Raw genomic sequence first — 12,246 nt, 5'->3', positions numbered from 1 at the left:
TCCCCCGCCTCCAGCCGAGCCACTCCGTCTCGATACAGGTCCGCGCCCACGTGCTCTCCTTCTTACAATGCGATGCGTCAATCCCACCCGCGCAACTTCCACCCTACAAATTGCGACAACCCGAGAGAAGCTTACCCCCGGGTCCTTCCATGCTCGTTCGCAACGCTCCCGTCGCCCCCCGCCGCCAGACGCCCTCCGCCTCGGAGGCTCCGGCCTCGGAGAAGGCCCAGAACACGGCCCTGGTCCGCCCGAACACGCAGGACACCTTCACGAAGGGCACGGCCGCCACGGCGCGCGTGGGCAAGGCGCCCGCCGGAGACCACGGCAAGCTGATGACGGAGTACCTCACGGGTGCTCGTCCTCCTCCGGCCGACTTCGAGAAGGTCATGGGCTACAAGCCCTTCGCCATCCAGACGAAGCACGGTCAGCGCATGCAGGACCCGCACGGCTCCGCGTCCGCGCCCGGCAAGATTGGTCCGGACAAGGAGTTCGACCCCGCGGCGAAGACGCACGACTACGGGTACGACCTGCTGCGCTACTTCGACCGCAAGGGCACGCCCCTGAGCGGCGATGCGCGCAAGGCCGCCGACGCGCTCTTCCGCAAGGACCTGTTCGACTACGCGAACGACCAGAAGGGCTTCGGCGACCGGCTGAAGTACCGCACGTGGGCGCAGATCTACGCCACCGCGGTGGAGCTCAACTCCCGCGTGCAGGGCTACGGCCCTCCGTGAGCCGCGCCTCGGGGCGGCGACCTTCGTCGCCCCGCGGGGCTTGCCTCCGCCAACTCGCGACGTGTCAACGAACATGTGATGCGCGAGGAGCCGACAGCGCGTCGCGCGCGGCCCCGTGACGCCAGGGCGAATGCCTCGTGAAACACGCGGCTCGCCCTCGGCGGCTCACTGCATCCCGTAGCGCCGCAGCTTGTCGTAGAGCGTCCGCAGGCCGATGCCCAAGCGCTGGGCCGCGCGCTTGCGGTTGCCGCCCTCGTCCGCGATGGCCTGCTCGATGGCCATCCGCTCCAGCTCCTCCAGCGTCTTGTCCGGCAGCCGCGCCCCCATCGCCGGCGTCGGCGTGGACGTCGGAGTGCCGGTCGGGTCCAACCACAGGTGCCGCGACTCCACCACCGCGCCGTCCGCGAGGATGGCCGCGCGCTCCAGCGCGTTGCGCAGCTCCCGCACGTTGCCCGGCCAGGAGAACGACTCCAGCCGCTCGGACGCCTCCGGTGACAGCTTCAACCCCGGACGCCCCAGCTCCTCGCCGATGCGCCGCAGGAGCAGCTCCGATAACGGACGCAGGTCCTCGCGTCGCTCGCGCAGCGAGGGCAACCGGATGGGGAACACCGCCAGCCGGTGGTAGAGGTCCTCGCGGAACTCGCCGTGCGCCATCATCGTCTTGAGGTCGCGGTTGGTCGCCGCCACCCAGCGCACGTCCGCCTCCAGCGTCCGCGTCCCACCCACGCGCTCGAAGCGCCGCTCCTGCAAGACACGCAAGAGCTTCGCCTGCAGCTCCGCCTTCAGCTCGCCCACCTCGTCCAGGAAGAAGGTGCCGCCCTGGGCCAGCTCGATGCGCCCGCGCCGCTGCGCCACCGCGCCCGTGAACGCGCCCTTCTCGTGGCCGAACAGCTCGCTCTCCAACAGCGTCTCGGTCAACGCCGCGCAGTTGACCGCGATGAACGGCCCCTCGGAGCGCTCGCTCCACTGATGCAGCGCGCGCGCCGCCACCTCCTTGCCCGTGCCGCTCTCCCCCACCAGCAGCACCGTGGCCTGCGTGGGCGCCACCTTGCGCAGCGCCTCCACCACCGGGCCCATCGTCGGCGCGCCCCAGCTGAGCACCACCTCGCTCGTGGACTGGCGCGCCTCCGTCTTCAGGTTGAGCAGCGCGCGCCGCTCCAGCGCCCGCGCCACCGTCAGCCGCAGCTCCGCGGGACTGCCCACGGGCTTGAGCAGGTACTCGAACGCGCCGGCCTTCATCGCCGACACCGCGCTCTCCACCGAGCCCACCGCCGTGAGCACGATGACCTCCACGTCCGGCTGCTCCTCGCGCACCTTGCGCAACAGCGTCAGCCCGTCCATGCCCGGCATGCGCAGGTCCGTGACGAGCAGATCCACGCCCTGCTTCGACAACAGCCGCGCGGCCTCCTCGCCGTCGGCCGCTGTCGTCACCGCGTGGCCCTCCACCTCGAGCGCCTCCGCGATGAACGAGCGCACGCCCTCTTCGTCATCCGCCACCAGGATGCGCGCCATCTCAGGTCCCCCTCGCCGGCACGGTGAGGCGGAACTCCGCGCCTCCCTCCGCGTGCGTCCTCGCGCTCACCGAGCCCCCATGCAGCTCGACGATGCGGCGGGTGATGGCCAGTCCCAACCCCACGCCACGAAGACGTCCGGTGACGAAGGGCTCGAAGATGCGCTCCTCGTCGCCCTTGGGGATGCCCGGACCATGGTCCCTCACCGTGAAGACGAGCGCCGGCCCCTCCTGCGCCACGCCCACCTCCACGCGCTGTCCCGCGGGGCTCACCTGCACCGCGTTGCGCAGCACGTTCTCCAGCGCCTGCTGGAAGCGGCCCGCGTCCAGCTCCACCTTCTCGTGGCCCGGCAGATACCGCGCCTCCACGCTCGACTCGCCCGTGGCCTCCACCGCCGCGCGCAGCACCTCGTTGGGGTCCGTGCCCGAGCGGCGCAGCTCACCGCTGCGCACGAAGCCCAGCAGGTCATTCATCAACTGCTCCAGCCGCACCGCCTCGCCGACGATGCGGTCCGCCTTCGGTCGCAGCACCTCGTCGCGCTCCACGCGCTCGGCCAGCAACTGCGCATGCCCCTTGAGCGACGCCAGCGGGTTTCGCAGCTCGTGCGCCAGCACCGCGGACATGGTGCCCAGCGCCGCCAGCCGACGCCCACGCTCCAGCTCCGCCGCCAGCGCCTCACGCTGCGCCAGCGAGCGCGAGAACGCGAACGCCAGCCCCAGGATGCCCATGCACGACACCGCGGCCACGAACAGCAGCCGCTGCGAGCGCTCCTTCAACTCCAGCGCCGTGACGGGCTCGAAGTCGTAGCCGATGCGCAGGTTGCGGCGAGGCTCCTGCGAGACAGGAGGCTCCACCATCGGCGGCGTCCCGCTCACGGCGGGCGGGCCGTCCGGCGGCCTCGGCTTGCGCAGCCGGTGGATGAAGCGGCCCCGCCCCTCCTCGAAGCGCAGCTGCGTGCCGTCTTCAATCTTCCCCAACGAGCCGACACCCGCCGAGGCGAGCACCTGCCCGTCCTCGACGATGGCGACGTAGCGAAGCCCTCCCTCCTGGTGGGTGTTCAGGAAGGCCTCCAGCGCCTGCTGGCTCGGCACGCCCGTGCCCTCCCGGAAGGCCTCCACGCCGGCGAGCATCAGCACGTTCGCCATGCCGCGCACCACCAGCGAGGACGACTCCAGCGCCGAGCGGCGGATGAACACGACGGCGGACAGCAGCACCGCGCACATCAGCCCGGCCGCCACCCAGGGCATCCACGGACCTCGCGGTCTCCAACGGGCCGGGCCACTCATCGACGCGGCCCTCGCTCCGGGTGTCTCCCACTCCATGCGGCTCCTCCACTCGCTGCGAACTCTGCATCCAGGATGCGGAATCCGCACTCCCTTCCGTCACGACGTGGCGCCGCGTGGGCTCCTCCTTGCTTGAACGCTGCCGAGCCCATCTGTCTCTCCCCGAGGGTTGGGGGTGGCACCCGAGCCGGGTCACCACCTCACTTCGAGGCTCCGTTGTGCAAGCAGGAGGCCCATGACCCCAACCCTCGATGACGAGCCGCGTCGAGCGCATGCGGAATCCGCACCCCGTCGGCGAGTCCCGCAGTCCCTGGAGGCATTTCCCATGTAATTCCGAAGGGTTGAAATGTGGCAAGGTGCATGCAGTCGACCCTGTCCGGGAACGCCGGAGCGCCAGGAGCGCACCGGCCTGCAACGGGACATGGCGGCGATGACGATGCTCCGGAAAGCGTGGTTGAAGAGGCGGCCCCAGCGGCTGACGGCGCTGACCCTGGGGATGCTCGGCGTGGTGGTGGTGCCCGGTACGGGTCTGGCGAGCGCGACGAAGGGCGCCGCGCTGTTGCCGGGTGATGCGCCCACGAAGGTCGCCCTCCTGGGCCTCGCCCAGGCGAGCGTGGTACCCACGCCGGCGGAGACCGCGGCGCCTCCGAAGGAGCCGAGCGCTCCGAGCGAGGCGGTGCCCACGGACCTGGGCGTCACCCGGCAGGCCCAGCCGGAGGTGCCCAGCGTCTCGCTGGAGGAGGCCATCGCGCGGGCGCTGAAGACGAACCCGGCGGTGGCGCAGTCCGAGGGCAACGTCACCAACGCGGCGGCGGCCGAGCGCAGCGCCGTGGGCGCTTACATCCCCACGCTGTCGGCGAGCGCGAGCGGCTCGCTCTCCAGCACCCAGCGCGTCGAGCCAGTGACGGGCGCGGTCATCAACGGCTCGGCCGACAACTACAGCGCGGGCCTGTCCACCGGGTGGAACGTCTTCACTGGCGGCCAGCGCAGCGCCACGCGCGAGCAGACCAAGGCCCAGTCGGGCGCGGCCTCCGCGCAGTTGAGGGCGCAGCGCGCCAGCGCGGTGCTCGAGGTGCAGCGCGCGTACTACGAGGTCCTCCGCGGCACGGGCCTGGAGAACGTGGCGCGCTCGCGCATCGAGCGGGCCCGGCAGAACGAGGAGGCCGCGCAGCGCCGGTTGGCGGTGGGCTCGGCGACGCGCTCGGACCTGCTGCGCGCGCAGCTGGACCACACCACGGCGCGCGATGCCCTGCGCACGGCGGAGACGCAGCGCGCCTCCGCGGCCCTGGCGCTCGGACGGCTCATCGGCGCGGAGGGCGCGGTGGAGGCCAAGGGCACGGAGAACCTGGACCCGAAGCCGCTCGCCGTCTCCGATGAGACGCTGGTGTCGGACCTGGAGGCGCAGGCCCCCGCGGTGCTCGCGGCGGCCTCCACTCTGAGCGCCTCCGCCGCGGGCGTGGACGTGGCCAAGGCCACCTACCTGCCGACGGTGCGCTTGTCCGCCGGCTACGACTGGTTCAACCAGGACCCGAGCTTCAATGGCGGCCGGACCAGCTGGAACGTCCGGCTGGGACTCTCCTACCCCATCTTCGACGGCTTCCTGCGCGAGGAGCGCGTGCAGCGGGCGAAGACGGCGGAGGTGGTGTCTCAGGTGCAGCTCGCGGACACGCGCCGCGCGGTGCGCACCGGTGCCCACCAGGCGCTCAACCAGCTGCGACTGTCCGCCGACCGCATCGGCCTGTCCGAGCAGTCGGTGGAGGTGGCGCGCGAGGACCTGAAGGTGCAGGAAGAGCGCTACCGTCTGGGGGCCACCACCATCCTGGAACTGCTGACGTCCCAGGAGAACCTGGTCCAGGCGGAGATCAACCTCGTGTCCTCGCGCTTCGACTATCGCATCGCGCACGCGGAGCTGGAGGCGCTCGCCGGGAGGCAGCTGTGACGACACCCATGAACGACACGACGGGACAACCGGCCGACAAGGCGCGCGACATCGCGGACGTGGTCATCCGGGTGGAGGGCCTTCGCAAGGACTACACCATGGGCTCGGAGGTGGTGCGCGCGCTGCGCGGCGTGGACCTCACCATCCGCCGCAACGAATACGTGGCCGTCATGGGCCCGTCCGGCTCGGGCAAGTCCACCTTCATGAACCTCATCGGCTGCCTGGACGTGCCCAGCGAGGGCCAGTACTGGCTCAACGGCCAGCCCGTGGCGGGCATGACGGAGAACGCGCTGGCGCGCATCCGCAACCGCGAGCTGGGCTTCGTGTTCCAGAGCTTCAACCTGCTGCCGCGCGCGTCCGCGCTCGACAACGTGGCGCTGCCCCTGGTGTACGCGCGAGTGCCCAAGAAGCTCCGTCTGGAGCGCGCCGCGGCCATGCTGGACAAGGTGGGCCTGGGCAGCCGCAAGGACCACCGCCCCAACGAGCTTTCCGGAGGTCAGCGCCAGCGCGTGGCGATTGCGCGCGCCCTGGTGACGCAGCCGGCGCTGCTGCTCGCGGACGAGCCCACGGGCGCGCTCGACAGCCGCACGGGCGAGGAGATCATGGCCCTCTTCGGGGAGCTGCACTCGCAGGGACAGACGCTGATGCTCGTCACGCACGAGTCGGACATCGCGGCGCACGCGCAGCGGGTGCTGTTCCTGAAGGACGGCGTCATCGAGCGGGACGAGCTGAAGAAGCACTGAGCAGGTCCGTCTCCTGGATGGAGAAGGCCACGAAGATTTGGAGGTCGTCGTGAGCAAGGCGAAGAAGGTGGTCATCACGGGTGTCGCGGCGGTCCTGATTGGCGCGGGCGTGTACGCCACCCAGCAGGGAAGCCAGCCGAAGACGCCGGAGCGCTCGGCGGCGGTGGCCGTCGTGGAGCGCCGGGACATGGAGGTCGTCGCGGAGTCCGCGGGCCTGGTTGAGCCCCTGCGCGTGGTGGAGGTGAAGTCCAAGGCCTCCGGCGAGGTGCTCCGCGTGCTCTTCGACACCGGCGACAAGGTGGAGAAGGACGCGCTCTTGGCGGAGATCGACCCGCGCGACGTGCAGAACGCGCTCGCGCAGGCCCAGGCGGACGTGGAGTCCGCGCGGGTGCGCCTCAACACCACCGAGGCCCAGCGCCAGCGCATGGAGTCCTTGCGGCAGTCCGGTTACGTGACGCAGCAGGAGTACGAGTCCTCGGTGGACGCGTTCGCCACGGCGCGGGCGGCCAAGGTGCGCGCGGAGACCAACCTCCAGCTCGCCAAGGAGCGCAGCCGCGACGTCACCATCCGCGCGCCCAGCTCCGGCACGCTGCTGGAGCGGCAGATCCAACCCGGGCAGATCATCGCCTCGGCCATCTCCAACGTGTCCGGCGGCAACACGCTGTTCAAGATGGCGGACCTGTCGGTGATGCAGGTGCGCGCCAAGGTGGACGAGACGGACGTGGGCCAGCTCAAGGCGGGCCTCAAGGCGCGCGTGACGATGGAGGCCTACCCGGGCCGGACGTTCATCGGCGAGGTCGTGAAGATCGAACCGCAGGCGCTGGTGGAGCAGAACGTCACCCTCTTCCCGGTGCTCGTGCGCCTGGACAACCCGGAGGGCCTGCTCCGGCCGGGCATGAACGCGGAGGTGGCGATTGAAATCTCCCGCCGGCGTGACGCCATCACCGTCCCCAACTCCGCCGTGGTGGGCCTGCGGGACGCGCGCGCCGCGGCGCTCGCGGTGGGGCTGACCGAGGAGTCCGTGCGCTCGCTGATGCGGCCGACGGGCGGCAGCAGCAACGCGGGGGCGCCGGGCGGTGACGCGGCGGCGCGTCCCGAGGGCGCGGCGGACAAGGGCGCGGTGGCGCCGGGTGGAGCGACGCCGGTGAACGTGAGCGCGCAGGCGGTGGAGCCGGGCGCCGAGGGTGGCGGCCGTCGCAACCGGGGCGGTGGACGCGAGGGTCGCCAGGGCACCGGGGACACGCGGCCAGGCATCGTCTTCGTGAAGGGGCCGAACGGGCCGGAGCCGCGCCGGGTGACGCTGGGACTGAGCGACTGGGAGAGCTCCGAGGTGCTGAGCGGCCTGAGCGAGGGCGACCAGGTGATGCTCGTGTCGGTGGCGCAGCTCCAGCAGCAACAGCAGCAGCGCTCGGAGCGCATGCGTCAGTCGGCCGGCATGATTCCGGGTGCGGGCGGCGGCATGCGCGGCGGACGGTAGTCGGCGGCAGGAGGAGGACAGGTCATGGGAGAAATCATCCGGGTCGCGTTCGACGCGGTCCTCGCCAACAAGCTGCGCTCCCTGCTGACGATGTTGGGCATCGTCATCGGCATCGCGGCGGTCATCACCATGGTGGCGCTGGGCGAGGGAGCCCAGCGCTCGGTGGAGCAGCGGCTCAAGACGCTGGGGACCAACGTCCTCACCGTGCGCCCCGGCCAGTCCTTCTCCGGCGGTCTCGGCCGAGGTCAGGCCACCATGACCATCGACGACGCGGAGGCGCTGCGCGCCAACCCCAAGCACATCCAGAACGTGGCCCCGGAGATCGAGTCCCGCTTCCAGGTGGAGTACGGCGCGGGCAACGCGAACCTGTCCGTCGTCGGCACGTGGCCGGCGTACTTCAACATCAACGAGTCGAACATCGTCTCGGGGCGGCTCTTCACCGAAGCGGAGGACAAGGGCCGGCGCCGCGTGGTGGTGCTGGGCGCGCTGGCGGCCGGACAGCTGGGGGTGCGGGACTCCTCCGCGCTGGTGGGCGAGACGATTCGCATCCGCGGCATCCCTTTCGAGGTCATCGGCGTGCTGGCCGAGAAGGGCTCGCAGGGCTTCTCCAACCCGGACGAGAGCCTCTACATCCCGCTGGCCACCGCGCAGTTCCGGGTGATGGGCAGCAACCGCATCCGCTCGATTGCCGTTCAGGCCTCGGGCGAGGGCGCCATGGATGACGCGATGGCGGAGATCGACCTCAAGCTGCGCCGCGAGCACCGGCTGCGCCCCGAGGAGCAGGCGGACTTCAACATCCGGGACCAGGCGTCGCTGCTGGCGACGGTGCAGGAGACGACGCAGACCTTCTCGCTGCTCCTGGCGGGCATCGCCGCCATCTCCCTGCTGGTGGGCGGCATCGGCATCATGAACATCATGCTCGTCTCGGTGACGGAGCGGACGCGCGAGATCGGCCTGCGCAAGGCGCTGGGGGCCACCGGCACGGACATCCTGCTCCAGTTCCTGGTGGAGTCACTGGTGCTCTGCCTCGCGGGCGGCACGCTGGGCCTGGCGCTGGGCGTGGGCGGCGCCGCGCTGCTGCAGAAGCTCATGGGGTGGACGATGGTGGTGGCGCCCGAGGCCATCATCCTGGCCATCGCCTTCTCGGCCACCGTCGGCGTGTTCTTCGGCATCTGGCCCGCGCGCCGCGCCGCGAGCCTCGCGCCCATCGAGTCGCTGCGCTACGAGTGACGCCGCATCCGGCCCGGGAGCACACCTCCCGGGCCGCGCGTTCAGCGGCCGGGGCGAGCGCCCGGGTCCAGCTCGTAGGCGGCGACGTCGCGGTAGTAGCGCTCCACCTCCTGCTGCGCCGCGGGCCGCGTGAAGACCTCCGGGCGAGGATGCGCGATGGCGTCGAGGATGACCTCTACGGCCTCCTCGACGCGCTGAGCCCCGGGCAGCATGCGCGAGTCCGGCCCGCCTCCCAGCGCGTTCGTCCCGAACTCCGTGGCCACCACGCCCGGCATCACCACCGTGACGTGGATGCCGGGATGGGTCTTGTGCAGGTCCTGACGCAGACAGGCGCTCAGCGCGTTCAGCGCGTGCTTGGCCGCACTGTACGCGGAGCGATGGGGCACGACGGGCAGGCGCCCCAGCGTGCTGGAGACGTTGAGGATCTGCCCGGCGTTGCGCGCCTGGAAGTGCGGCAGGACGGCCTGCATCCCGTAGAGCGCGCTGTTGACGTTGGCGCGCCACATCTCCTCCAGGTCCTCGTCCGTGAGGTCCGCCACGGAGCGGGTGATGCCGCGCCCCGCGTTGTTCACCCAGACGTCGATGTGACCGAAGCGCTGGAGCGCCGCGTCGCGCAGCTTCTCCACCTGCGCGCGGGACGTCACGTCGGTGACGACCGCCAGCGAGTCCCGGCCGGAGCGGGTCGCCACCGTCTCCAACGCATCCTTGCGACGGGCCGCCAGCACCAGCTTCGCCCCACGCGCGCCCGCCACCCGCGCCAGCTCCGCGCCGATTCCTCCACTCGCCCCCGTGATGACGATGACCTTGTCCATGTGTGTCCCCTCCCGAGGCTCGCCTGCTGTCACGGCCGGGGAATCTACCCGCCCGGAGCACACCTGGCCGGTTCTCGTCCGCCGTGTGCCACGCTCAGTGTTCAATCTCCGGGACACGGCCGGGCCCGAGGCCGCGTGTTACCCTTCCCGTCCGTTCTCAGCCCGGGCACATCCCCATGCCGTTCCGGTTCTCCTCCTTCTCGATGCTCATCGGCCTCGGCGCGGTGCTGGGCCACCTGTATCTCTACCGGCGACTGGTGCGTGAGCTGGTGCGAGGCCGCGTCGGCCGGCTCGTGGCCATGCTCGTCCTGGGCTTGCTCACGCTGCTCCTGGGTCTGCGACGCACGCTCCTGGACGCCGTCCCCGAGCAGTACGAGCAAACCGTCACGGTGGCCACGTACACGTGGATGGGCGTGGCGCTCTGCCTCGTGCTGGCCCTGGGAGCCATGGACCTCGCCCGCGCGTTCCTCGTGTTGGGTCGCCGCCTCCAGCGGCGCCGGGCCACGCCACTCGCGTCCCCGGACGAGGAGCCCATCGACCCGGAGCGGAGGAAGTTCCTCGGACGCGCGCTGGCGGGAGGCGCGGCCATCGCGGGAGGTGGCCTCGCGTCCTACGGTCACTGGCGAGCCTTCGCGCCGCCGATGGTGACCGAAATCGCCATCCGGATTCCCAAGCTGCCGCGCGCGCTCGACGGGCTCAGCATCGTGCAGCTCACGGACATCCACGTGGGCCCGTTCATCCAGCGCCGGTTCATGGACGAGCTGGTGCGACAGGCCAACGCGCTGAAGCCAGACCTGTTCGCCATCACCGGCGACCTGGTGGACGGCGACGTGCCCACGCTTGGGCCCTCCGTCGCGGCGCTGCGGGACTTGCGCTCGCGCTACGGCAGCTACTTCGTCACCGGCAATCACGACTACTACTCGGGTGACGTGGCGTGGACCACGTTCCTCCAGTCGCTCGACATCCAGTCGCTGCGCAACCGCCACGTGCGCATCGGTGACGCGGGCGCATCCTTGGACCTGGTCGGCGTGGATGACTGGAGCGGCTGGAAGCGACGCAACCAGAAGGGCTACGACCTGGACCTCGCGCTCCAGGGGAGAGCCCCGGAGCGCGCGGCGGTGTTGCTCGCGCACCAGCCCGCGAACTTCAAGGTGGCCGCGGAGCGCGGGATGGACCTCCAGATTTCAGGCCACACGCACGGCGGGCAGCTCGTGCCCATGACGCTGCTCATCAACTTCGCCTGGGAGCACGTGGCGGGCCTGTACCGCCATCAGGACTCGCACATCTACGTGAGCCGGGGCTGCGGCTTCTGGGGACCGCCCATGCGCGTGGGCAGTCCTCCGGAGCTGGTGAAGCTCGTGCTCACGACGTAGGTGCCAGCCCAAGGCCGCCGCCCCGAGCGAGAACACGATGACCACCCACGTCATCGGCTCGGCTCCAGCTCCACCTGATGCAGGGCCTTGCCCGTGAGGTCGTGGATGGCCACGGTCATCACGCCCGATGCGCCCTGGATGCGGACGCTGCCGAAGTACTGCTGCCCCTCCCACGGCGCCGCGTTCATCACCGTGGCCGGCTTCTGCCACTTCACCTCGGGGCCGAAGGTCTCGTCGAGCGGGCTCGGGCCGAACGTCCCCGCGTTGAGCGGCCCCGCGACGAACTCCCAGAACGGGTCGAAGTCCCGGAAGCGCGCCCGGTCCGGATGGAAGTGGTGCATCGCCGGGTAGTGCACGTCCGCGGTGAGGAACACCACGTTGCGCACCCGCTGCTCCTTCAGGAACGAGAGCAGCTCCGCCAGCTCCAGCTCGCGGCCCATCGGCTCGCCCGGACCGTTGGCCCAGGCCTCCATGAGCGGACCGTCCGGCGTCTTCTCCGCGGGCACGACGAGCCCCAGCGGCATGCTGGTCGCGATCACCTTCCACGTCGCGCGCGATGACGCCAGGGCCTGCTTCAGTCCATCGAGCTGCGCGCGGCCCAGGAAGGCCGTCTCCGGGCCCGGCCGCGTCTGGCGGTTGAGCGTGTTCGGCCCTCGGAACGCCCGCACGTCCGGGATGAAGACATCCAGCAGCGGCCCCTGGGAGAGCTGACGGTGGATGCGCCCCTCCGCGCGAGCGGCGCCGCCCACGGGTGAGTACTCGAAGAACGCCTGACGCGCCCGTGCACCGAGAACGCCGTCATCCGAGACCAGCGTGTAGCGCGGGTCCTCCGCCATGGAGCGGCCCGGATACCAGTTGTTGCGCACCTCGTGGTCATCCCACTGGTACGCGATGGGCACCTCGCGAGCGAAGGCCCGCAGGGACTCGTCGAGGAAGTTGTAGGCGAAGTTCCCGCGCAGCTCCTCGAGCGTCTCGGCGACCTTGGACTTCGCGGGCGTGACGACGTTGCGCCACACGCGCCCGTCCGGGAGCGTCACCTCGGGCAACAGCGGGTTGTCCGCGTAGATGACGTCGCCGACGTGCAGGAAGAAGTCCGGCCGCAGCGCGCGCAGGGCCGCGAAGCCGCGATACCCGCCCCACTCCCGGT

General features: G+C 71.0%; 10 protein-coding genes. 6 read left to right on the top strand and 4 right to left on the bottom strand.

Features of this window, described 5'->3' with window-relative positions; all coding sequences use genetic code 11:
- The first annotated feature begins 149 nt into the window (after window positions 1–149).
- Window positions 150–731 (top strand): hypothetical protein, encoded by a 582-nt coding sequence (locus tag FL311_RS34400; RefSeq protein ID WP_141331921.1) that lies wholly within the window; start codon window positions 150–152, stop codon window positions 729–731.
- A 165-nt stretch (window positions 732–896) separates the two neighbouring features.
- Here the strand turns inward: FL311_RS34400 and FL311_RS34395 are convergent, their stop codons facing one another.
- Window positions 897–2,243, bottom strand: coding sequence for a sigma-54 dependent transcriptional regulator (locus FL311_RS34395; protein WP_141331920.1), 1,347 nt, complete (start codon window positions 2,241–2,243; stop codon window positions 897–899).
- Window position 2,244: 1 nt separating this feature from the next.
- Window positions 2,245–3,489: a sensor histidine kinase KdpD gene (locus FL311_RS34390; RefSeq protein WP_228557284.1), complete on the bottom strand. Its 1,245-nt coding sequence runs from the start codon at window positions 3,487–3,489 to the stop codon at window positions 2,245–2,247.
- Between the two features lie 490 nt (window positions 3,490–3,979).
- Here FL311_RS34390 and FL311_RS34385 point away from each other — a divergent pair, with 490 nt between their 5' ends.
- From FL311_RS34385 to FL311_RS34370, 4 genes are read left to right on the top strand one after another with little or no spacing between them, the layout of a single operon-like run.
- Window positions 3,980–5,464, top strand: a complete 1,485-nt coding sequence (locus FL311_RS34385; RefSeq protein ID WP_228557283.1) for a TolC family protein — start codon at window positions 3,980–3,982, stop codon at window positions 5,462–5,464.
- 8 nt (window positions 5,465–5,472) lie between these two features.
- Entirely contained in the window at window positions 5,473–6,207 is a 735-nt protein-coding gene (locus FL311_RS34380) for an ABC transporter ATP-binding protein (protein WP_141331922.1), read from the top strand.
- A 49-nt stretch (window positions 6,208–6,256) separates the two neighbouring features.
- Window positions 6,257–7,684, top strand: a complete 1,428-nt coding sequence (locus FL311_RS34375; RefSeq protein ID WP_141331919.1) for an efflux RND transporter periplasmic adaptor subunit — start codon at window positions 6,257–6,259, stop codon at window positions 7,682–7,684.
- 24 nt (window positions 7,685–7,708) lie between these two features.
- Complete coding sequence (locus FL311_RS34370) at window positions 7,709–8,914, top strand: ABC transporter permease (RefSeq protein ID WP_141331918.1); 1,206 nt, start codon at window positions 7,709–7,711, stop codon at window positions 8,912–8,914.
- A 41-nt stretch (window positions 8,915–8,955) separates the two neighbouring features.
- On the opposite strand, the gene FL311_RS34365 is transcribed toward FL311_RS34370, so the two are convergent.
- Window positions 8,956–9,726, bottom strand: coding sequence for an SDR family oxidoreductase (locus FL311_RS34365; protein ID WP_141331917.1), 771 nt, complete (start codon window positions 9,724–9,726; stop codon window positions 8,956–8,958).
- Window positions 9,727–9,902: 176 nt separating this feature from the next.
- On the opposite strand from FL311_RS34365, the gene FL311_RS34360 reads away from it, so the two are divergent.
- Complete coding sequence (locus tag FL311_RS34360; RefSeq protein ID WP_141331916.1) at window positions 9,903–11,099, top strand: metallophosphoesterase; 1,197 nt, start codon at window positions 9,903–9,905, stop codon at window positions 11,097–11,099.
- Window positions 11,100–11,149: 50 nt separating this feature from the next.
- Here the strand turns inward: FL311_RS34360 and FL311_RS34355 are convergent.
- Window positions 11,150–12,246, bottom strand: a 1,097-nt coding sequence (locus FL311_RS34355; RefSeq protein ID WP_141331915.1) for an alkaline phosphatase, incomplete at its 5' end; no start/stop codon positions are given.

The organism is Myxococcus sp. AB025B (genome assembly GCF_006518215.1).
Classification (GTDB): domain Bacteria; phylum Myxococcota; class Myxococcia; order Myxococcales; family Myxococcaceae; genus Myxococcus; species Myxococcus fulvus.
This window is presented reverse-complemented; position numbering and strand designations above follow the sequence as displayed.